The organism is Prauserella shujinwangii (assembly GCF_003001955.1).
GTDB classification, from domain to species: domain Bacteria; phylum Actinomycetota; class Actinomycetes; order Mycobacteriales; family Pseudonocardiaceae; genus Qaidamihabitans; species Qaidamihabitans shujinwangii.
In genome coordinates this window covers 517,272-537,190 of the sequence record NZ_PVNH01000005.1, presented here as the reverse complement: position 1 = coordinate 537,190, position 19,919 = coordinate 517,272, and the positions used below count along the sequence as shown (strand labels likewise).

Annotated in this window: 20 protein-coding genes and 1 tRNA gene; 10 read left to right on the top strand and 11 right to left on the bottom strand. The window is 68.9% G+C overall.

What is annotated here, in order from left to right:
- Positions 1-122: 122 nt before the first annotated feature.
- From B0I33_RS15305 to B0I33_RS15290, 4 genes are all read left to right on the top strand, one after another.
- Entirely contained in the window at positions 123-1,019 is an 897-nt protein-coding gene (locus B0I33_RS15305; protein ID WP_106179405.1) for a bifunctional DNA primase/polymerase, read from the top strand.
- Positions 1,019-2,365, top strand: coding sequence for a DUF3631 domain-containing protein (locus tag B0I33_RS15300; RefSeq protein ID WP_106179404.1), 1,347 nt, complete (start codon positions 1,019-1,021; stop codon positions 2,363-2,365). Before B0I33_RS15305 ends, B0I33_RS15300 begins: the two co-directional genes overlap by 1 nt.
- 174 nt (positions 2,366-2,539) lie before the next feature.
- Positions 2,540-2,830, top strand: coding sequence for a helix-turn-helix domain-containing protein (locus tag B0I33_RS29970; RefSeq protein WP_181193300.1), 291 nt, complete (start codon positions 2,540-2,542; stop codon positions 2,828-2,830).
- Between the two features lie 9 nt (positions 2,831-2,839).
- Positions 2,840-4,087 (top strand): tyrosine-type recombinase/integrase, encoded by a 1,248-nt coding sequence (locus B0I33_RS15290; protein WP_106179403.1) that lies wholly within the window; start codon positions 2,840-2,842, stop codon positions 4,085-4,087.
- A 102-nt stretch (positions 4,088-4,189) separates the two neighbouring features.
- Here B0I33_RS15290 and B0I33_RS29660 read toward each other — a convergent pair whose 3' ends face one another.
- From B0I33_RS29660 to B0I33_RS15275, 4 genes are all read right to left on the bottom strand, one after another.
- Positions 4,190-4,960, bottom strand: a complete 771-nt coding sequence (locus B0I33_RS29660) for a DUF6338 family protein (RefSeq protein WP_146147502.1) — start codon at positions 4,958-4,960, stop codon at positions 4,190-4,192.
- Between the two features lie 498 nt (positions 4,961-5,458).
- A tRNA-Ser gene (locus B0I33_RS15285) sits at positions 5,459-5,543 on the bottom strand.
- 21 nt (positions 5,544-5,564) lie between these two features.
- Complete coding sequence (locus B0I33_RS15280; RefSeq protein ID WP_106179402.1) at positions 5,565-6,041, bottom strand: MarR family winged helix-turn-helix transcriptional regulator; 477 nt, start codon at positions 6,039-6,041, stop codon at positions 5,565-5,567.
- A gap of 579 nt (positions 6,042-6,620) precedes the next feature.
- Positions 6,621-8,156: a M28 family metallopeptidase gene (locus B0I33_RS15275; protein ID WP_106179401.1), complete on the bottom strand. Its 1,536-nt coding sequence runs from the start codon at positions 8,154-8,156 to the stop codon at positions 6,621-6,623.
- Positions 8,157-8,278: 122 nt separating this feature from the next.
- Here B0I33_RS15275 and B0I33_RS15270 point away from each other — a divergent pair, with 122 nt between their 5' ends.
- A complete protein-coding gene (locus B0I33_RS15270) occupies positions 8,279-9,253 on the top strand; it encodes an NAD(P)H-quinone oxidoreductase (protein WP_106179400.1) in 975 nt (324 codons plus the stop codon).
- On the opposite strand, the gene B0I33_RS15265 is transcribed toward B0I33_RS15270, so the two are convergent.
- A complete protein-coding gene (locus B0I33_RS15265; RefSeq protein ID WP_106179399.1) occupies positions 9,246-10,445 on the bottom strand; it encodes a cysteine desulfurase-like protein in 1,200 nt (399 codons plus the stop codon). The genes B0I33_RS15270 and B0I33_RS15265 overlap by 8 nt on opposite strands.
- A gap of 164 nt (positions 10,446-10,609) precedes the next feature.
- On the opposite strand from B0I33_RS15265, the gene B0I33_RS15260 reads away from it, so the two are divergent.
- Entirely contained in the window at positions 10,610-11,185 is a 576-nt protein-coding gene (locus B0I33_RS15260) for a bacterial proteasome activator family protein (protein ID WP_106179398.1), read from the top strand.
- Between the two features lie 25 nt (positions 11,186-11,210).
- Here the strand turns inward: B0I33_RS15260 and B0I33_RS15255 are convergent, their stop codons facing one another.
- Positions 11,211-12,365, bottom strand: coding sequence for a polysaccharide pyruvyl transferase family protein (locus B0I33_RS15255; protein ID WP_106179397.1), 1,155 nt, complete (start codon positions 12,363-12,365; stop codon positions 11,211-11,213).
- Between the two features lie 165 nt (positions 12,366-12,530).
- Between B0I33_RS15255 and wzm the strand changes: the two genes are divergently transcribed.
- From wzm to glfT1, 3 genes are read left to right on the top strand one after another with little or no spacing between them, the layout of a single operon-like run.
- A complete protein-coding gene (gene wzm / locus B0I33_RS15250; RefSeq protein WP_425440479.1) occupies positions 12,531-13,460 on the top strand; it encodes a galactan export ABC transporter permease subunit Wzm/RfbD in 930 nt (309 codons plus the stop codon).
- Positions 13,461-13,466: 6 nt separating this feature from the next.
- Positions 13,467-14,285 (top strand): galactan export ABC transporter ATP-binding subunit Wzt/RfbE, encoded by an 819-nt coding sequence (gene wzt / locus B0I33_RS15245; protein WP_106179395.1) that lies wholly within the window; start codon positions 13,467-13,469, stop codon positions 14,283-14,285.
- A 1-nt stretch (position 14,286) separates the two neighbouring features.
- Positions 14,287-15,195, top strand: coding sequence for a galactofuranosyltransferase GlfT1 (gene glfT1 / locus B0I33_RS15240; protein WP_106179394.1), 909 nt, complete (start codon positions 14,287-14,289; stop codon positions 15,193-15,195).
- On the opposite strand, the gene B0I33_RS15235 is transcribed toward glfT1, so the two are convergent.
- The 5 genes from B0I33_RS15235 to B0I33_RS15215 all read right to left on the bottom strand — a co-directional run bounded on the left by B0I33_RS15235 (position 15,183) and on the right by B0I33_RS15215 (position 19,527).
- Positions 15,183-16,046: an arylamine N-acetyltransferase family protein gene (locus B0I33_RS15235; RefSeq protein ID WP_106179393.1), complete on the bottom strand. Its 864-nt coding sequence runs from the start codon at positions 16,044-16,046 to the stop codon at positions 15,183-15,185. The genes glfT1 and B0I33_RS15235 overlap by 13 nt on opposite strands.
- A 70-nt stretch (positions 16,047-16,116) precedes the next feature.
- Positions 16,117-17,376 (bottom strand): WXG100 family type VII secretion target, encoded by a 1,260-nt coding sequence (locus B0I33_RS15230; protein ID WP_245900694.1) that lies wholly within the window; start codon positions 17,374-17,376, stop codon positions 16,117-16,119.
- A gap of 226 nt (positions 17,377-17,602) precedes the next feature.
- Positions 17,603-18,178, bottom strand: a complete 576-nt coding sequence (locus tag B0I33_RS15225) for a DUF3558 family protein (RefSeq protein ID WP_106179391.1) — start codon at positions 18,176-18,178, stop codon at positions 17,603-17,605.
- A gap of 3 nt (positions 18,179-18,181) precedes the next feature.
- The gene (locus tag B0I33_RS15220; protein ID WP_106179390.1) at positions 18,182-18,631 is read right to left on the bottom strand and encodes a hypothetical protein; all 450 of its coding nucleotides are present in this window, start codon (positions 18,629-18,631) and stop codon (positions 18,182-18,184) included.
- Positions 18,632-18,750: 119 nt separating this feature from the next.
- Positions 18,751-19,527, bottom strand: coding sequence for an ESX secretion-associated protein EspG (locus B0I33_RS15215; protein ID WP_106179389.1), 777 nt, complete (start codon positions 19,525-19,527; stop codon positions 18,751-18,753).
- Between the two features lie 136 nt (positions 19,528-19,663).
- Here B0I33_RS15215 and B0I33_RS15210 point away from each other — a divergent pair, with 136 nt between their 5' ends.
- Positions 19,664-19,915: a hypothetical protein gene (locus B0I33_RS15210; protein ID WP_106179388.1), complete on the top strand. Its 252-nt coding sequence runs from the start codon at positions 19,664-19,666 to the stop codon at positions 19,913-19,915.
- Positions 19,916-19,919 lie beyond the last annotated feature (4 nt).

Sequence of the window (19,919 nt, the reverse complement as noted above, 5' to 3'; positions counted from 1 at the left end):
CGCGCCGCGTGGGCGCGCTGCCCCCGTTAAGAGCTGCTGCCGGGCCGGTGGCCGAGCACCGCTCCCACCGGCCCGGCAGCCACCACCAACCATCCCGAAACCGTCTGCTCGAAGGGTGCCTGATGAGTTCCGCCACCTCCGTCACCACGACGGCTGCCCCCAATCCGATGCTGGATTGGGCGCTGTACCTGGCCGGGCTCGGCTGGCCGGTGTTCCCGCTGCGCCCGGGCACCAAGCGCCAGCCTGCCGTGAAGGACTGGGAGAACCGCGCCAGCACCGATCCCGTCCGTATCCGCCGTTGCTGGACGGCCGACCGGTGGAACATCGGTGTGGCGACCGGCCCGGCCGGGCTGGTCGTGGTCGACCTCGACGCCCCGAAAGACGGTGACCACGGCCCGGACGGCGCGGCCGCGCTCGCCGCGCTGGCCGCCGAGCGCGGCGGGCCGCTGCCCGCCACGTTCACCGTCGCGACCCCCTCGGGTGGGCGGCACTGGTACTACCGCTGCCCGCCCGGGGTCCGGCTGCGCAACACCCAGGGCCAGGTGTGCGCGCACGTGGACACCCGCGCCGGGGGCGGATACGTGGTCGGACCGGGCTCGGTGACCGCGGAGGGCGGTTACGAACTGCTCGACGAGCGCGCCCCTGCCGAACTCCCGGCCTGGTTGGTCCAGGCCAGCTCTGTTCGGCCCGCAGCGGCCAACTCAGCGCCGCTTGAGATCCGCTCTGCCAGCCCGACCGCCTACGGGTCGGCCGCACTCCGGGGTGAGGTGCAGCGGGTGCGAGACGCGCAACCAGGCACCTACAACGCCGTGCTGTCCTCGGCGGCCTACACCATCGGCCGCAAGGTCGGCGCCGGGCTGATCGACCACACCAGCGCCCGCGCCGAGCTGATCGCCGCCGGGGAAACGCTGATCGGCTCCGCGCACTGGCCGCCCCACGCCCGCGAGGTCGCCCGCGTTGTCGACGCCGGACTGGCCAAGGGCGCGAGCAACCCCGTCCGCAGGAAGGACGCCGCCTGATGACCACACCCACCCACGCCGACACCACACCCGGCCAGCCGGACACCGAGCGCGGAGCGTGTGCTCAGTGCGGCCGCCCGCTGGGCGACTCGCCCTCGGACGACTTCTGCTCGGAGAACTGTCAGCAGGTCTGGCGCACCCACCACGGCACGGTCCTTCCCGGATACGAGGTGCTGGACCGGGTGCGGGACTTCGTGTCCCGGTTCAACGTGTTCCCCTCCCAACACTGCGCACCGATGCTCGCGCTCTGGTACGCCCACACCCACGCCGCCGACCACTTCTACGTCACCCCCCGGCTGATCCTGTCCAGTGTCGAACCCGGCTCGGGCAAGACCCGCGTGCTCGAAGTCGCCCAGCACCTCGTGCGGGCACCGGAGATGACCATCTCGGCGACCACGGCCGCGCTGTTCCGCATGGTCTCCGACGGGCCGATCACGATCCTGTTCGACGAGGTGGACACGATCTTCAACGCCAAAGCCGGTGGCAACAACGAAGACCTGCGTGGCCTGCTCAACGCCGGATACAAGCGCTCAGCCACCGTGGCCCGCTGCGTCGGCGACGCCAAGGCCATGAAGGTCGACCGGTTCAAGGTCTACGCCCCCGCCGCGCTGGCCGGGATCGCCGGGAACATGCCCGCCACCATCACCACCCGCGCCATCACCGTGCACATGCAGCGCCGCCGCGGAGACGAGGAAGTCGAAGACTTCTGGGAAGAAGACGTCGAACGCGAGGCCACCCCGCTGCGGGAGATGCTGGCCGCCTGGGTCGAATCCGTCACCGACAAGATCAGCCGAGGCAGGCCCGCCATGCCCGACGGCGTGCGGGACCGCTCCGCCGAAATCTGGCGGCCCCTGATCGCCATCGCCGACGCCGCAGGCGGGCACTGGCCCGACACCGCCCGCGCCGCGTGCAGCCACTTCGTCCAAGTCGCCAACACCGACCACAGCGGCGGAGGCCAACGCCTGCAACTCCTCGCCGACCTGCGAGAGCTGTTCACCACGCGCGGCGTGGACGAACTGCCCACCGCCGACATCGTGGCCGCACTGCACGGCCTGGAGGAATCCGACTGGGCCGACCTCGACGGCAGGCCGCTCGACGCCCGGCGGCTGGCCAAGATGCTCAAGCCCTACGGCGTCACCTCCAAGAACGTGCGCCAGCCCGGCGACCGCATCGTCAAGGGCTACCGCGCCACCGGCCCCGGAGGCCTCGCCGACGCCTGGGAACGCTACCTGCCCCCAAACGCTACAGCCGCTACAAGCGCTACACCGCAGGTCAACCCCGTAGCGGATACGGAAGGCGTAGCGGACACAGCCGCTACAACCGCTACGCCCGCCCCCGACCCGTAGCGGCACCGTAGCGGACACAACCGCTACGCCCCCCGTATCCGCTACGCCCCTGACCAGCCACGTAGCGGACGTAGCGGCTGTAGCGGACAACCCCAGCCACCCACACCAACCCAAGGAGCCACCCGTGTTCAACCCCCGCCGCCACAAGCACAACCACGGGGAGACGCAGACCGTATGGCCACCGCGCACGAAATCAGCCAGCTCGCCGCGACGCTCGCCAAGCTCGCCGAAGCCATCGCCGTTCAGGAAGCCAAGCCCACCGAACCGGCCCGGCCGATGCCGGAACGGGTGCTGCTGACCGTCGAGGAAGCCGCCGAATACCTCGGCGTCGGCCGCACGCTCATGTACCAGCTCATCCGCGACCGGGAGATCCGCACGGTCCAGATCCACCGTCTTCGGCGCGTTCCCCGCGAGGAGATCGACGCCTACGCCGCCCGTATCCACGCCGAGCAGAACGCCGCCTAGGAGGATTGATTGCCACGCAAGAAGCAGGGCCGCAACTCCAACGGCGAATCCTCGATCTACCTCGGGGCAGACAAGCGGTGGCACGGCCGCGTCACCGTGGGAGTCAAGGACAACGGTCGGCCCGACCGGCGGCACGTCTCCGCGAAGGACCGGGCGGAGGTCGTGCGCAAGGTTCGCGAGCTGGAGCGGAAACGCGACGAGGGCACCGTACAGAAGGCCGGAACGTCCTGGACGGTCGCGCAATGGCTCGACCACTGGCTGAACGACATCGCGGTGATGACCACGACGGAGAACGGCTGGGACGCGTACTACTACGCCGTCAAGCACCTGGTGCCAGGCGTCGGGGCTCACCGGCTGAACAAGCTCGCGCCACACCATCTGGAGAGCCTGTACCGGAAGATGCTCGCGAATGGGTCGCGGAAGGGCACAGTGCACCAGGTACACCGCACGATCCGGGCTGCGTTGAACGATGCGGTTGCCCGCGACTTCCTCACGAAGAACCCAGCCAAGGTAGCCAAGGCGCCCACGCCCGACGAAGAGGAGATCGAGCCGTTCACGAAGGACGAGATCCGAGCACTGTTCACCGCTGCGAGGAAGGAACGCAACTCGACGCGATGGATCATCGCTATCGCGCTCGGCCTGCGTCAGGGCGAGGCCCTTGCCCTCCAGTGGTCCGACCTCGATTTCGAGGAACAGACGCTCAAGATTCGCCGGTCGCAGCTCCGGCCGAAGTACCGGCACGGATGCGAGCAGCCTTGTGGCCGGAAGCACGCCGGGCATTGCCCGCAGCGGGTCAACGTCCGCCCGGAAACCAAGGACACGAAGTCCAAGGCGGGTAAGCGGATCATCGGCCTACCCGCGCCGCTGATCGAGGAACTGGAACGGCACCGGGATGAGCAGCAAGTTGAACGGGAACAGGCGCGCGACCTCTGGCAGGACGAAGGCTGGATCTTCGCTGACCAGCTCGGTCGGAGATTGAACGCACGCACGGACCAGTTCCACTGGAAACGGCTGCTCGACGCGGCCGGAGTCCGGGACGCTCGGCTCCACGACGCCCGCCACACGGCGGCCACGGTGCTACTGGAGCTGGGCGTAACCGACCGCGCAACCATGGGCGTCATGGGCTGGTCCAACGCCAGCATGGCGGGCCGGTACCAGCACCTCACCGCGCCAATCCGCCGCTCAATCGCCGACCAAGTGGGCGGGCATCTCTGGGGTAATCACCGATACGGGGTTCCCTGGAACGGCGAGCGCTAATGCCGTCTGGAGGCGGGGTGCCGGACGACTAACCGACACCCCGCCCTGACCGCGCCAAACAAAGCCTCCAAAAGTCAGTCAATTCGCGCCTTCGGGGAAAACTTACGGCCAAGGTAGTGCAAAGCCAGCAACTGCTACGAGGGCCAATGGTGCGCACACCTTAGCCCGCAAGAAATTGTCACGCATCCAATTGACCAGCTTCCTCGAAATTGTTTCCGACGGGACTACACGCGCTGCCACGTAGGCTACAGATAGATATTCAATTTCGCGGACATGTATGAGAACCCTCTTCCAGTCCGACGCCATATGAGCAGGCTCGCCCTTTTCAGGGTATCCCACCCTCAGCGGCTTCTGAAGAATTAGTTCGCGCTTATCGGGGTCGAGCTCGGTCGTCGCACCGTAATAGTAACCTAGGATTTCCTTGCCGCTCTTAAGATGGACCGCAAGCCAGGCAACATCCTCGGGCCGCTTATCGATCTCCGTGAGGCCAATGATGGCCGCACCTCGATGGATTTTCACTTGCTTCGAACCTAGGTTCAAGTCACTTGCCACAACTGCGAGAAGCACAGCAAGCAGCACATAGAACCCCATGGTCTTCCCAATTAGACCGAGGTTGGACTCGGCGTACGCTGACCCCGCGCCAATGAAGGCACCGGGGTTGAGAAGTGCCCGCGGAGAGACGGACCTTACAGCCACCAAGAGCAGCACCACGATAGCGAAGATGATTGTTCCAGACAGCAGGATACGACTTACCTGGACAAACCCGCTCTCTTCGATTGGCAACAGAACTCGCCGACGCAGCAACTCGTAAGTAATCCCCGGGATTATGAGTAGGAAAAAGACGGTTACACCAACGACGCTCGCGGGTGTCATGTCTCAATCTTGGCTCGTGTCACCTGAAACGGCGCCAGCCGCATCGACACCCTCAGAAGGACTAGGAGAAGGAGTTGCAAATCCCTCGGGAGGAGGCGGAGGATTCTCCAGGGGGTTCACTGTGTATCCCCGGTTTTGCGTGAATTCGCTTTCGTTTCCGGTTCGAATATTTACCAATTCGATCGCGTCGTCGTGACTACCTGTCCCCATACGGCACCTTCCAGTGAGTTTCAAGTAGCATACCGCCTCGCCGTGGCACAGGCGACACATCATCCCGAGCAGACCGCGTACGAAACGCCCTGACATCACACGAGGTATGCCAGCGTTAGTAGCCACCCGAAGATTTGGCATCGGTATGCGTCATCCGTGGATGACTGACCCGCTCTCGGCAGCGCTGTTCCCTCGATCGGCCTCGATTGAGACCAAAACTGAGACCAGCGCGCACGCCGGTCGGTCGGAGAGATCCGGACCGACCGGCGTTTTCCCTGGTCAGAGGTGCGGAAGCGGAGGGATTTGAACCCCCGGACCCTCGCGGGTCGCTCGCTTTCAAGGCGAGTGCATTCGGCCGCTCTGCCACGCTTCCCTGTCCGCCCAGGGTAACGCGTCAGTCGTCGAGCTCCGCCAGGTGTGCGAGCACGCGGGAGAAGGCGGTGCCGAGCGTCACCTGTTCCTCCGGTGTGAGCAGGTCGATGAGGTGTTCCCGGACGCCGGCGACGTGGCGGGGTGCCGCTCGTACCAGCAGCTCGGCTCCCTGCTCGGTCAGCTCGGCGGTCACGCCACGCTTGTCCTCCGGGTCCCGGCCTCGCCGGACGTAGCCCGCCGCCTCCATGCGCCCCACCTGGTGCGACAGCCGACTCTTGGTGGAGCCCAGCATGCTGGCGAGTTCGGTCATCCGCATGCGCCGGTCCGGCCTCGACGACAGGCAGACCATCACCTCGTAGTCGATCAGCGAGACGTCGTGCTCCTCGACCAGTTCCCGGTGCAGCCGCTGGCGCAGGCGCAGCGTCGAGACGATGTAGGAACGCCACGCGAGCATCTCCGTCTCGGACAGCCAGCGCGGCTCGCTGGGCAACTCGCTCATTCTACGCAGAGTAGGCCTCCCCGCCCGATCGGAATCAGGTGGTGTTGTGTGCATCCTGCCAATAGCGGACATCACCAGATAGTGCGTCACGGAATGGTTGTGACTCACCGCGTGGAGGCGCATCCTGGTTGGTGACGGCGGAGTGCGGCGGACCGGCGCACGCCACCCCGGGCGTACGGGTCGGGCGTCTCCTCCGGGAGGGATCAGGTGATGCCGTGACGAATGATGCCCCGCGGTTGACCGCCCGTTGTGTGCCCACGGTCGGGGTGGCTTGATCCGGCCCGATCGCGATTGTGAGCAGCGCGGGTTTTCCGGCGCCCTCTGGCGCCACCGGCGTCTCGAGCCTGGCTCGGCGCGGCCTCGGCGATCGTGCCCCAGCGCTCATCGCCGACCCGGTAGGCGGGCGACCGCTGACAACTGGACAACCTCGAAAAAGACCTGGGTGCGGAACCGTCGGGCAGACGGGTCCGCACCCAGGCGCGTGTGTGCCTCGGATACTTCGAATCTCAGCCGCACCCAATGTGGCATTCGGTGCGGTCAACGCACCGAATGCCACATTGGGTTCACGCTCGCCGCGCGTCAGGCGGCTTCGTGGTGCGAGTGCTCGGCGGCGTGGGCGGTCATCGCCCGCTGCGCGGCGGCACGCTGCTTCGCCACCGCGGCCTTGTTCTTCTTCGCGTTCGGCGCGACGCCGTTGATCTCCTCGGTGCTCATCGCGTACTGCGCGGTCACCCACGCCATCGCGTCACCGTTGCGGTCCAGCGCCACCCGGTCGACGTTGCCGAGCGTGTCGCACGCCGCGTGGTAGCACGGGTCGTACGAGATCCCGGCCTCGCCGCCCCACTTCGCGGCCTGCTCCTCGGTCTTCACGCCCTCAGCGCCGGTGAACAGGCCACCGGCGGGGATACCGACCGCGATGAACTCGCCGTAGTCGGAGCGACCGGTGAAGTCGGTGCCCTCGGTGGGCACGCCCGCGCGGTTCTCGAGGAAGTCGATGAACCGCTGCTCGATCTGCGCCGAGCCGTACGGGCCCGCACCGGCGCCGACGCCGTCGGAGTCGTCCCCGTCGTAGACGAAGTAGCCGGCGTTCGGCGAGCCGATCATGTCGAAGTTCAGGTACAGCGCGATGTCGAGCTGCTGCTCGAACGACAGCGAGTTGACGTAGTGGGTCGAGCCGACCAGCCCGAACTCCTCCGCGCCCCACCACGCGAACCGCACCGCGTTGTTGACCTTGGGGCTGCCGCCGAGCTGCACCGCGGTCTCCAGCAGCGCGGCCGAGCCGGTGCCGTTGTCGTTGATGCCCGGTCCCTCGGTGACGCTGTCGAGGTGCGCGCCTGCCATCACGACGTTGTCCTTGCGGCCCGTCTTGGTCTCCGCGATGACGTTGTAGGTGGTGCGCTCCTCCTCGAACGCCCGCAGCTCCAACGTCACCTCGGCGCCGTCCTGCGTGGCCAGCTGCTCGCCCGCGGCCTTCGAGATGCCGCCGGTGGGGATCACACCCGCGTCCGGGTCGCCGAGCGTGCCGTTGAGGTCGCCCTCGACGCTGTTGTAGATCACCGCGCCGACCGCGCCGGCCTCGGCGGCCGACTGCTGCTTCTGCGCGAACGTGCAGGCCCCGCGCTGGATGAGCGCGATCTGGCCGGTCACGTCACCGAAGTCGGCGGCCTCGCAGCCGGGCGTGCTGTCGGGCTCGATGACGGCCAGCGGCGCGGTGATTCCGCCCTCGGGGGTGGACGGGCTGTACCGCATGATGATGATCGGCACGTCGCCGCCGCCGACCGTGAGGCGCTCGGCCAGCGTCTCGGTGTAGGTGAACGGGAATTCCTGGCGCGTCACGTCGAAGCCGGCGGCCTCCAGCTTGCCCGCGACGTACTCGGCAGAACGGTTGTAGCCCTCGGTGCTCGCGGCACGGTCGCCACCGCTGGAGTCCGCGATCCGCTGGAACGCGATGAGATGGCGGTTGACCTTGCCGACATCGACCTTCTTGACCAGTTTGCGGGCGAGCTTGTCGCCCGCGTCCGGCGGCGCGGCGGTGGCCGGCCCTCCGGACAGCAGCAAACCGGTGCACGCCGCGATCGCCACGGCGGGCACGAGCTTCCGTCTGACGGATGACATAGGCATGTTCCCCTTCGTGAGAGAGAGGGGAGTCACCTTTGTTCGTTTCGCCCGGCCTGGTCAAGGTCCGTTCGTAGGATTCCACGCTGGCCGGTCTTGCGCCGTGGCATACAGTCGCACCTATGCGCGCGATCATGATCCGCGAACCCGGCGGTCCGGAGAACCTCGAGTGGACCGAAGTCCCCGATCCCGTTCCCGGCCCCGGTGAAGTACTCCTCGACGTCGCCGCCAGCGCGGTGAACAGGGCCGACCTGCTGCAGCGGCAGGGGCACTACCCTCCGCCGCCCGGTGCCAGCGAGATCCTCGGGCTCGAGTGCTCGGGCACCATCGCCGAACTCGGCGAGGGCGTGACGGGCTGGCAGGTCGGCGACGAGGTGTGCGCGCTGCTCGCGGGCGGCGGCTACGCGGAGAAGGTCGCGGTGCCGGCCGTGCAGCTGCTGCCGGTACCGGGCGAGGTCAAGCTGCTCGCCGCGGCCGGGTTGCCCGAGGTGGCCTGCACGGTGTGGTCGAACGTCGTCATGCACGCAGGCCTCGGGGAGGGCGATGTCCTGCTCGTCCACGGTGGCGCCGGCGGCATCGGCACGCACGCCATCCAGGTCGGCAAGGCCCTCGGCGCCACGGTGGCCGTCACCGCGGGCACCGGCGACCGGCTCGAACGCTGCCGCCAGCTCGGCGCCGACATCGTGATCAACTACCGCGAGCAGGACTTCGTCGCGGAGCTGCGCAAGGAGGCGGGTGGCGCCGACGTCATCCTCGACAACATGGGCGCCAAGTACCTCGGCAAGAACGTCGACGCGCTCGCCACCGGCGGCAGGCTGGTCGTGATCGGCATGCAGGGCGGCGTCAAGGGCGAGCTGAACATCGGCAAGCTGCTCACCAAGCGCGCCAGCATCGCCGCCACCGGACTGCGCGGGCGGCCGGTCGAGGAAAAGGGCGAGATCGTGGCCGCCGTGCGCGAGCAGCTGTGGCCGCTCGTGGAACGCGGATCCGTGCGGCCGGTGATCGACCAGGTCGTCTCACTCGGCAAGGCGGCCGACGCGCACCGCAGGCTCGAGGAGGGCGGCGTGTTCGGCAAGGTGCTGCTGGCCGTCAGCTGAACTCTTCGAGGACCCGCACGAGCTGGTTGACCTCGAACACATTCGAGTAGTGGGCGAGGCCGATGCGGACCGCCCCGCCGACCTCACCGACCCCGAGCGACGCGAACACCCCGCTCGTGCCCTCGTCCGCGAAAGCGCACAGGCCCTGCGCCGCCAGGTACTCCGCGACCTCGGGAGCCTTGCGATCGGCGATGGCGAACGCGAGAGCGGGAATGCGCCGCATGGCGTCCCCGATCACCATCACGTTCGGCAGCGCCCGCAGCTCGGTGGACAGCTGCGCGAGCAGGCCGGCGTGGTACGACTTCGCCGACCCCAGCGAGGTCACCAGGCGCTCCCTGCGCGACCCGGACGCCGCGTCGTCGAGGCCCGCGAGGTAGTCGATCGACGCGATGAGCCCCGCGAGCAGCGGGTACGCGTGCGGGCCGAGTTCGAGCCGCGCCGGGCCCCGTACGTTCGGCTCCAGGGAAGCGGACGGCAGCCGCTCCAGCAGCTCCGGCTCCCGGAACACCAGTGCGCCCACCGCCGGACCGCCCCACGCCTGCGCCGACACCACCACGACGTCGGCACCCAGCGCGTTGATGTCCAGCGGCACGAACGGCGCCGCGTAGGTGGCGTCGACCACCACCGTCGCGCCGACCCGCTTGGCGAACTCGACGACCGTCGGCACGTCCGGCCTCGTGCCCACCGAACCGGACGCGCAGGTGATGGCCACCGCCTTGGTGCGGGCGGAGACCAGGCTCTCGTACTGCCAGGCGGGCAGCTCGCACGTCTCGATGTCGATCTCGCCCCAACGGACGTTCGCCCCGACCCGCTTGGCGGCCCGCTGCCACGGCGCGATGTTGGCGGGCTCGTCCAGCCGGGAGACCACGACCTCGTCGCCGAGCGTCCAGCGATCGGACATGGCGTCCACCAGGCGGCTCAGCAGCACGGAGGCGCTCGGCCCGAGCACGACGCCCTCGGGCTCACCGCCGACCAGGTCGGCCACTGCGCGGCGGGCGGCGGCCACGATGCTCTCCGCGCGCTGCGACGCCGGAAAGGCTCCGCCCGGCCCGGAGACCGGGGCGCGCATCGCCGTGGAAACGGCCGACGCGACCTGTTCGGGTACGAGCATTCCGGCGGCACCGTCGAAGTGAATCCAGCCGTCACCCAGCGCGGGAAACAACCCACGAATCCGAGCGACGTCGAATGCCATGCGGACACCGTACGGAGCGGTAGATCCGCTGTGCGCTCGGGGTTGGCCTGGTGAACACACCGAGCGACCGTTCCCGCTACGCTGGGTCGGAATGTGCCGTCGAACGCGGAGACGGACTACACCGGCGCTGCGAGAGAGCTCTCGAATAGGCCAGGATGGAGCACATGACCGAGCCGAATTCCCCCAATTCCGATACAGCCGGTAACCACAGCGGTGAAGAATCACACCACGTGGTGGTAGTCGGACCGGACGGCTCTCCGGTCGGCACGGCACGTATCGCGCCGGGCGCGGAGGGTGAGAAGAACGAGTCGGTCGGCGACATGGTCGAAGAGCCGGCGAAGGTGATGCGGATCGGCACCATGATCAAGCAGCTCCTCGAGGAGGTCAGGGCCGCTCCGCTCGACGACGCCAGCCGCAACCGTTTGCGCGAGATCCACGAGACGTCCATCAAGGAGCTGGAGCAGGCGCTGGCCCCGGAGCTGCAGGACGAGCTCGAACGGCTGGTGGCACCGTTCACCGCGGACACCACGCCGTCGGACGCGGAGCTCCGGATCGCGCAGGCGCAGCTCGTCGGCTGGCTGGAAGGCCTCTTCCACGGCATCCAGACCGCGCTGTTCGCACAGCAGATGGCCGCCAGGGTGCAGCTGGAACACATGCGGCGGGGCCTGCCGCCCGGCGCCACCGCCGGTGAGCAGGGCGGGCACGGGCACGGCATCGGCAGCACGGGCCAGTACCTCTGAGCGCCCCGGAAACGCCGGGGACCGGTCAGTCGCGGGGCGCGTAGATCTCCTCGGCGAGCCTGAGCTTGGCGCGCTGGAACTTCTCCAGCGCGCCCTCGTCGAAGCCGCCCGTGCCGGGCCGCTCCGGCACGGTGCCGTCCGTGACGTCCAGCAGCGTCCAGCCGGAGCCCTGCTCGATGAGGGAGCGGTGCTTGGTGTCGTAGAAGTCCGGCCGCACCGACATGGCCACTCCCGGCGCGCCACCCGCGGCGGCCACCAGGTGCGGGTGGAAGCGGGTCGAGATCCAGGTCTGCAGTGGCGACACCGGCAGGCCGCTCCGCCACACGTCGACGAACGGCAGGAACCGCGCCCCCGGCAGCTCGGGCTCCAGCAGCGTGTAGACCTCCCGGTCCACCCGGGGAATGCACTCGGCGAAGCACACCCGGTCGGGCGGCACCTGCCAGCGGCGCAGCATGGCGAGCGTGGCGGACGCCACCCGCTGCGTGCCCACCTCGGCGAGGTCGGACTGCAGGCAGACCATCACCTCGGGGACGTCCCGGTCGTCCCCGAGGTGGTCGCTGTAGAGCTCGGGGCCGATGACGAGGAACGCGTCGTCGACGCTCGCGGGCACGCCGAGCAGCTCGGCCGTCGGCTCGTCCCGCACGTCCACGACGTCGAACCGCGCGGCCAGCGCCCGCAGCAGCTCGGCGGCCCCGTCGGCGACGGGGCACAGCCCCTGCCCGGTCATCGCGGTGCGCGCCCCGGACAGACGTGCGGCCGCGACCACCCCCGCGAGCAGGCCCGTGTGCCGTGGCCACACCCCGCTGACGTAGCCGCCACCGATCACGTGGACGACGTCGGCCCTGCGCAGCAGCTCGATGCCGTGGATCCAGCGTGGCGCGAGGCCGGGGTGGTGCACCGCGTCCTGCACCCACGCGGAGACCCGCCACGGCTCGTCGGAGGGTGCCTCCCAGCACAGCCGCCACAGCGTGTCGGTGAACCGCACGCGCGGGTGTTCCCCGCCGAGCAGCACGGCCGCGGGGCCCGGTGCCTGCGTGTCGACCCACACGTCGGCCTCCGGGTCGGTCCGCGCGAGCTGCCGCAGCCAGCCCGCCGCGATGAGCTCGTCCCCGTAGTTCGGGCACCCGGCGGTCGCCACGAGGTAGTAGAGCCTGCGACCGTCGCTTCCCGGGTGCGTCATGACGGCATGGTAGCGAGGTCCGGGGGCCGCCGACCCCGACGAAAGGACCGGCGAATCGGATGTTTCGCGAGGTTGCGGGACGAACGGGTATGTGCCGCCCGGTGGCCGGACCGGTTAACCGGATGCGGGGAAACGCCGCGATCGGCCGCCAGTACCCTCGTTCCCGTGCACGCCACAAGCACCGTTCCGGCCGCGGGAGAGTCCGTCGCGGCAGAGAAGCCAGTACCGGACCGCCGTTCGTGGAACCGCGCGTTCGCCGACATCCGTGACGGCGTGACGCAACGCGAGCTGTGGAGCCACCTCGGCTGGCAGGACATCAAGCAGCGCTACCGCCGCTCGGTCCTGGGGCCGCTGTGGATCACCATGAGCATGGGCGTCACCGCGCTCGGCCTCGGGCTGCTCTACTCGCAGCTGTTCGGCGCGCCGATCGGCACCTTCCTGCCCTACATCACGACCGGCTTCATCGTCTGGCAGTTCATCCTGGGCAACCTGACCGAGGGCACCGACACGTTCATCCGGAACGAGGGGCTGATCAAGCACCTGCCCGCGCCACTGTCGGTCTACGTGCTGCGCACGCTGTGGCGGCAGTCGATCATGTTCGCCCACAACATGATCATCTACGTCATCGTGCTGGCGGTCTTCTGGGGCAGCCTGACGAAGTCGGGCTACGTGCTCACGGACAACGGCGTGCCGCAGCCCGGCCTCGGCTGGAGCGCGCTGCTGGCCATCCCCGGCTTCCTCCTGCTCGCGGTCAACGCGGGCTGGGTGATCCTGCTGTTCGGCATCGTGTCCACCCGGTTCCGCGACATCCCGCAGGTCATCACGAGCCTCATCAACCTGATGTTCTTCATGACGCCGATCGTGTGGACCACCGACATCCTGCAGAACAGGTTCGGCGAGTCGGCGGGCTGGCGCGACCTGGTCGTGGAGCTGAACCCGCTGTACCACCTCCTGCAACTGGTGCGCGCGCCGTTGATCGGCAACGAGCAGAGCTGGCACCACTGGGTGATCTCCGCCGGCATCGCGCTGGTCGGCTGGATCCTGGCGCTGGTCGTCATGCGCAACTACCGGTCCCGCGTGTCCTACTGGGTGTGAGAACTGATGACCAGCATTGAAGTGCGCAACGCCTACGTCGACTTCCCGATCTTCGACGCCAAGAGCCGTTCGCTGAAGAAGAAGGTGCTCGGCAAGGTCGGCGGCAGGATCGGCACGGAGAGCAAGGTGCCGGTGATCGAGGCACTGCACGACATCACGCTCTCCGTGCGCAGCGGCGACCGGGTGGGCCTGGTGGGGCACAACGGCGCGGGCAAGTCCACGCTGCTGCGGCTACTGTCCGGCATCTACGAGCCCACCCGCGGCACGGCCCTGATCGACGGCCGCGTGGCGCCCGTGTTCGACCTCGGCGTCGGCATGGACCAGGAGATCTCCGGCTACGAGAACATCATGGTCCGTGGCCTCTACCTCGGCATGACCCGCAAGCAGATGGAGAAGCGGGTCGACGACATCGCGGAGTTCACCGAGCTCGGCGACTACCTCTCGATGCCGCTGCGCACGTACTCCACCGGTATGCGGGTGCGGCTGGCGCTCGGCGTGGTGACGTCGATCGACCCGGAGATCCTGCTGCTCGACGAGGGCATCGGCGCCGTCGACGCCCGGTTCCTCAACAAGGCGCGGGACCGGCTCGTCGACCTCGTGAAGCGGTCCGGCCTGCTGGTCTTCGCCTCGCACCAGGATGACCTGCTGCTGGAGCTGTGCACCAGCGCGGTGTGGATGGACGAGGGCCGGATGAAGATGCACGGCTCGCTGCGCGAGGTGCTGAAGGCCTACAAGGGCAAGGACCCCTACGAGAACATCAGCCCGCAGACCGCCGCCCGGCTCGGCGTGGAGAAACCCGTGTCGGCCAGCAAGGGCGGCGAATGACATGGGCGAGGAGCGCGCCCCGCTCGGCGAGGACTCCGTGGCCGCCGTGGTGGTCACCCGGCACCGGCGCGACCTGCTCGCCGACTCGCTGAAGGTCATCGCCGCGCAGACGCGCCCTGTCGACCACCTCGTCGTGGTCGACAACGGACCCGACCAGCCGGCGCGGGACGTCGTCGAGTCGGTCGAGCTGCCCACCACCTACCTGCCGTCGCACCGCAACCTCGGCGGGGCGGGCGGCTTCGCGCTGGGCATGCTGCACGCCCTGGCGCTCGGCGCGGAGTGGGTGTGGCTCGCCGACGACGACGGGCGGCCCGCCGACGAGCACGTGCTGGAGGTCCTGCTCGGCGAGGCCCGCTCGCGCGGGCTCGCCGAGGTGTCCCCCGTGGTCGCCAACATCGACGACCCCGACCGGCTGGCGTTCCCCCTCCGCCGGGGCCTGACGTGGAAGCGTTCGTCCGCCGAGCTCGGCACCGACTTCCTGCCCGGCATCGCCTCCCTCATGAACGGAGCGCTGTTCCGGGCGTCCACGCTCGAGGTGACCGGGGTGCCCGACCTGCGGCTGTTCTTCCGGGGAGACGAGGTCGAACTGCACCGCAGGCTGGTCCGGTCCGGGCTGCCGTTCGGCACGTCGCTGAAGACGGCGTACCTGCACCCGAACGGCTCCGACGAGTTCAAGCCGATGCTGGGCGGCCGGTTCCACGCGCAGGACCCGGAGAACGAGGTCAAGCGGTACTACACCTACCGCAACCGCGGCTACCTGCTGTCGCAGCCGGGCATGCGCAAGATCGGCGCGCTCGAGGTGCTGCGCTTCGGCCTGTACTTCGTCGGCGTCAAACGCGACCCCAAGGCGTTCCTGCGCTGGCTGCGGCTCGTGCGGCAGGGCAGGCGGGAACGGTTCTACCGGTTCTGATCCCGCTGCCGTTCCCGTTCGGCCAGCGCGGCGAGCAGACGGTCGAGTTCGTCGGCGGTGAGGTCGACGTCCAGGTCACGCAGGGTCTCGCCGAGCCGTTCCGGGGGCACCGGGATGCGCTCGGTGCTGCCGTCCGAATGCTCGATGTGCAGCTCACGGTCGACGAGCCTGCGCAGGGTGCCGGGAGTCAACCGGATGACGACGAGCCTGCCGAAGAACGGCGAGTCCGGATGGGTCGACGTGTAGTGGTGCGCGACCTGGTAATCGATCGGCCTGCGGGACGACTCGTCCGAGGTGTGCTGCGGCTCCCATCCCTCGGCGGTGCGCTTGGTGAGCATCCACCCGTCGGCGGTGCGCGCGATCCGGTGCTCCCAGCCGCCCTGATCGGCGGTGGCGCCGTCACGCAGCGGCATCGGCCGCAGGATCCCGCTGCCGAAGCCCACGTCCGCCAGGTAGTCCTCGCCGTCGGCGTGCACGGCGAGCATCATGTGGGTCTGCGGGCCGGAGCGGTGCGGCTGGACGCGGGCCATCCGCCGCTGGACGGTGAACCCGAGGCGTTCCAGTACGGCGGCGAACAATGACGCGTGCTCGAAGCAGTAGCCGCCCCGCCTGCGGTGGACGAGCTTGCGCATGAGCGCGTCGGTGCCGATGCCCGGATGGTCACCGAGGAGCACGTCGACGTTCTCGAAGGGGATCGTGCGGACGTGTGCCTCGTGCAGTGAGCGCAGGGCCTCGGCGGACGGCTCGACGCGCGGGTGGCCGATGCGCCGCAGGTAGGCATCGACGTCGACGGCGTCGATACCCCAGTCGTCGGTCTCGGGAGCGGGCTCTCGAACGGCTGCAGTGGTCATGGCACCAGCCCAGCACCTCGACCGCACTGGAGGTCAAGTCACACGGTGGAGGCTCGTCGCCCGCCGGTCGTCACTCTCCGATGACGGGCGGCGCCGTGCGCTCGTCGGTGCCGAAGACCTCGTCCGGGTCACCCTCCACAAGGAACGTGGGCCGCTGGTGTTCCTTGTCCTCCTCGCCCTGGCCGCCACGTCCCGCGCCGCCCATGCCCGCTGCGCCCATGCCGCCACGGCCCGCGGCCGCCGCCGCACCGGCACCGCCGGGCGCGGTGGGACCGAGCGCACCGGGCTTCGCCGCCGCGCCGGAACCGGTACCGGCGCCAGGTGCGCCCGCACCGCCTGCCGCGCCGCCACCACCGGGACCGAATCCGGCGACGCCCCGGCCGACCCGGCCGCCGTAGTCGCCGCCCCCACCCCCGGGGCCACCGGGTGGCATGCCGCCGATGGGCATCGGACCCATCTCACCGAGACCGGAGTTGCCGCTGTTCGGCCTGCTCCTGGGCACGCTGAAGCTGGGGTTGCGGAAGCCCGCGGGCCGCGTACCGGATCCGCCGGGCAGCACGGCGCCGGTGCCCCGCCCCGCGGCCAGCGGTGGGGCCACGCCCGCTCCGCCCAGGCTCGACCCGCCGCCACCCGAAACGCCACCGGAGACGGACCCGCCCGCGACCGAGCCGCCGGCCGGCGCCCCACCGCCGGGCACGCCGCCGCCGACGAAACCGGACGCGTCGGTGCCGCCGTTGCCGGGGACCGAACCGACCGAGCCGCTCTCGCCACTTCCGCTGCCGAACTTCGGCGGCTCGGCGAACGCGGGCTGCTTCGACGCGGCCTCGTACAGGTGGCCGTCGTACTGGGCCATCACCTGCGCGGCCTGGGCGTGCGCCTCCTGGCTCGCGTGGTAGGTCTCGATGGTCTGCGCGATGTTGCCCGCGAAGTTGAAGGGATCACTGCCCCACTTCTTCATCTCCGAGTCCCAGCTGAAGGGAATCGGCTCGGGCATCGAGTTCTTCGCCGACGAGGCCGCCTCGGCCTGCTGGTAGATGGTCTCGGAGGCGAGCTGCGCGTTCTGCGAGTTGGCCTCGGCCCACTGGCTGAGACTCGAGAAGTAGCCCCGGGCGCTCTCCGCAGCCTCGCCTTCCCACTCGTGCTGCGACTTGTCGACGGCGTCCTTCAGCTGGTCCGCAAACTCACGGAACGCCTGATGCAGATCGTGGTAGGCGTTGGAAACGCCCGTAACCTGCGCTGGATCGATATCCCGCACGTACGAGGAAATGACCGAATGGTCGTGGCCGTTGTAGTCGGCGTTCGACGGCCGGAGACCTTCGACGTATTGCACCTCGCCCGAAGAGAGTTCCTGCACGCGTTGGTCGCCGTACTGTTGAGCCTGCACACCGCCTTCGATGTTTGCGCGCATACGGTTGATCCAACCGAAAAGGCCACCGTCATCGATCCCCGCGGCCGCTCGTTCCCGGAAGTACTCCTCACGCTCGGCCGGAGGCAAGTCGGCGATCTGCTGGTCGGTCAGCTCCCTTGGCGGAGCCTGGTCGGCGTCATTCATTGCGTTACCCCTCAGGAAGCTTTGGCTCGACGATGTCGGCCACTTGGCCTACGAGCTGGCAATAGTCGGGTTCCTCGGTCTCCCCGCTGATCACCACGTCCACGCGCGAACTGTCTCCGACCGAGAGGGCGAGCAGGCAGCCCGTCGGCGCGGAAGCCTGCACGGCTCGGCGCCCGGCGAGTTGACCCGTCGTGGGTGCGCCGCCACCTTCGATCGGGCTCACCTCGTCGACACTCTGTGCATCCCGGATAGCCACCCCCACGGTGACGACATTCGACACGTCGCCACCACTCCACTGGCACGCGTCGGAGGCACTCGACGTCGAAGGTTTCTGACCGCCCCGGAACTCTCCGAACTGTGCGAGCTCCTGCTGGTTGAGCAAGGAGCAGGCAGTCAGCTCATCGGAAAGTGCCCGGCCCGACCCGACGGGGGTTTCCGTAGCCGCCGAAGAACTCGGTTGCGTGGGCGAGTCCGTACTGCCCTTCGGCTTCGCCATGCCCGACTCGCTGTTGGAGCAAGCGGCCACCGCCAGCGCGGCGACTGCTAGCGGGAGAAGCAGTGCACGAGTTGACTTCCTCATCGATCAGGCCTGCACCGAGCCGATGTTGTCCGCTGCCGTGTTCTCGGACTCCCGATAGACCCCCGCAGCCTTCGCCAGAGCTTCGTCCGCGTCCATCAGCACCCGTGTGAACTGTTCCAGGACAGCGCTCGCTGAACCAGCCGAACCCGATGCGCCCTTCTGGTCATGCTGTGCCACAGCCTCGCCGTAGTCATGACTGCCAAGCTTCGGAGCCTGGCTGAGGTCGAACATCGCGGACTGCCTGAGGTCGTTTACTTGTGTTCTCATTCGCAACAGCGCTTCCCGGAGTGGCCGCAGGCCTTCCTCGCTGATTCGGAAGCCCCCCGACTCTGCCGCGGCGATCAGCTTCTGTGTCTCGGCCGATGTGGCCTGAAGAGCCTTGGCACTCATCGCGGGCATCGCGGCCCCGATACCCGCCCCGATGGCGGAACCCGAATCAGGTACGAACGGCATCGCTACCCCACATCCTCGCCTGTGTGTGCGGTGGGCAGTTTACCGACTGGCCACTGCCCGCAATGGCTCTTTCACTCACTCCGCCACCAGCTTCGACGTGGGAGGCGGCGGCACGGTTCCTACAGGTAGCCCTCGAGCTGCGAGTACAGCTGCTGGGCGATCCGGGCGTTGTCGGCGGGCGCGTAGGTGATCCACTCCTGCCCGTCCTCCGCGGCCCGTGACGTGCAGAAGTACCGCCCGTCGTCGGTGTCGAACCAGGCGATCGGGCTCAGGTGGACCGGCTTGCCGTCGCGGCCCTGGACGAACGCCGTGAACTGCCCGATCCCCTTCTTCGGCTTCTCGAAGATGCGTTCGACGGCCCGGTGCTGCGGTCCCGCGGACGATCGGGGCGCCGAGACATCGCCGAACGGATCGTAGCCGCCGTCGTCCGCGGCACGCCGCGGCTTGCGGGGGGCGGGCTTCGCGACCGTGACCGACTGGCCGCCCGCGGCCGGCGTCAGCGGGAGCAGGTCGACGATCGACGCGACGAGCGCGGTCGGCCGCGTCTCCTCGAACACCAGCAGGTTGCCGTGCTGCCGGACGAGGATCGCGAACTGTCCGTCCGAGCCGGCGCGGGCGAACAGCCGGTTCGACTTCTCCAGCTGGGCGGCCGCCGTGATCGCGACCGGCGCGCGGGTGAACGTCTCCAGCGCCAGCTCGGTGTCCCCGTCCAGCCTGCCGCCGCGCATCATGCCGCGACCCTCGAGATCCCGGAAGACGGCGTCCCTGACCTGCGCTCGCTGTTCGTGGGTGGTGCCGATGTGCGGCACCTCGAAGGGGAACGGCGCCCGGCCGAGCCGGGTGTGCTCCAGCAGTATGTCCACGGCAGCCAGCGACAGCGAGAACGAGTGCGGCATCGCCAATCCCCCCGGATGACCTGGAATATCCGGAGGTGCACGTTAGCAGCACGGCCGTTTCGCCGCCGCGAGTCCGCCGCATCAGCCCTCAGCGAACCCGGTTGCCGCCCACTCCCCCGGCTGCTGAGCTGAGTCCATGGCCGATGAGAAGCCCACACTCGTACTGCACCTGACCTCCGGCGGCGAGCCGGTGCTGTTCCAGCTGCCACCGGACGCCACCGAGGAGAACGCCCAGCTCGTCAAGCGACTGCACTGGATGCTCGACCACGGGTCCGTGGAGACCATCCGCACGAAGGACGGCTACGCCGTCAACGTGAACTTCGCTCACGTCGCCGTCGCGTACGTCGACGACCTGCAGCGCCGCGACCGGACGTTCGGCCTGCGCTGACGCG

Coding starts and splice junctions, on each gene's coding strand:
- B0I33_RS15300 (WP_106179404.1), top strand. CDS start 1,019: ATGACCACACCCACCCACGCCGACACCACACCCGGCCAGCCGGACACC.
- B0I33_RS15260 (WP_106179398.1), top strand. CDS start 10,610: ATGACCGAGCCGAATTCCCCCAATTCCGATACAGCCGGTAACCACAGC.
- B0I33_RS15215 (WP_106179389.1), bottom strand. CDS start 19,527: ATGCCGCACTCGTTCTCGCTGTCGCTGGCTGCCGTGGACATACTGCTG.
- B0I33_RS29970 (WP_181193300.1), top strand. CDS start 2,540: ATGGCCACCGCGCACGAAATCAGCCAGCTCGCCGCGACGCTCGCCAAG.
- B0I33_RS15270 (WP_106179400.1), top strand. CDS start 8,279: ATGCGCGCGATCATGATCCGCGAACCCGGCGGTCCGGAGAACCTCGAG.
- B0I33_RS15265 (WP_106179399.1), bottom strand. CDS start 10,445: ATGGCATTCGACGTCGCTCGGATTCGTGGGTTGTTTCCCGCGCTGGGT.
- B0I33_RS15275 (WP_106179401.1), bottom strand. CDS start 8,156: ATGTCATCCGTCAGACGGAAGCTCGTGCCCGCCGTGGCGATCGCGGCG.
- B0I33_RS15235 (WP_106179393.1), bottom strand. CDS start 16,046: ATGACCACTGCAGCCGTTCGAGAGCCCGCTCCCGAGACCGACGACTGG.
- glfT1 (WP_106179394.1), top strand. CDS start 14,287: ATGGGCGAGGAGCGCGCCCCGCTCGGCGAGGACTCCGTGGCCGCCGTG.
- B0I33_RS15255 (WP_106179397.1), bottom strand. CDS start 12,365: ATGACGCACCCGGGAAGCGACGGTCGCAGGCTCTACTACCTCGTGGCG.
- B0I33_RS15305 (WP_106179405.1), top strand. CDS start 123: ATGAGTTCCGCCACCTCCGTCACCACGACGGCTGCCCCCAATCCGATG.
- B0I33_RS15225 (WP_106179391.1), bottom strand. CDS start 18,178: ATGAGGAAGTCAACTCGTGCACTGCTTCTCCCGCTAGCAGTCGCCGCG.
- B0I33_RS15280 (WP_106179402.1), bottom strand. CDS start 6,041: ATGAGCGAGTTGCCCAGCGAGCCGCGCTGGCTGTCCGAGACGGAGATG.
- B0I33_RS15210 (WP_106179388.1), top strand. CDS start 19,664: ATGGCCGATGAGAAGCCCACACTCGTACTGCACCTGACCTCCGGCGGC.
- B0I33_RS15220 (WP_106179390.1), bottom strand. CDS start 18,631: ATGCCGTTCGTACCTGATTCGGGTTCCGCCATCGGGGCGGGTATCGGG.
- wzt (WP_106179395.1), top strand. CDS start 13,467: ATGACCAGCATTGAAGTGCGCAACGCCTACGTCGACTTCCCGATCTTC.
- B0I33_RS29660 (WP_146147502.1), bottom strand. CDS start 4,960: ATGACACCCGCGAGCGTCGTTGGTGTAACCGTCTTTTTCCTACTCATA.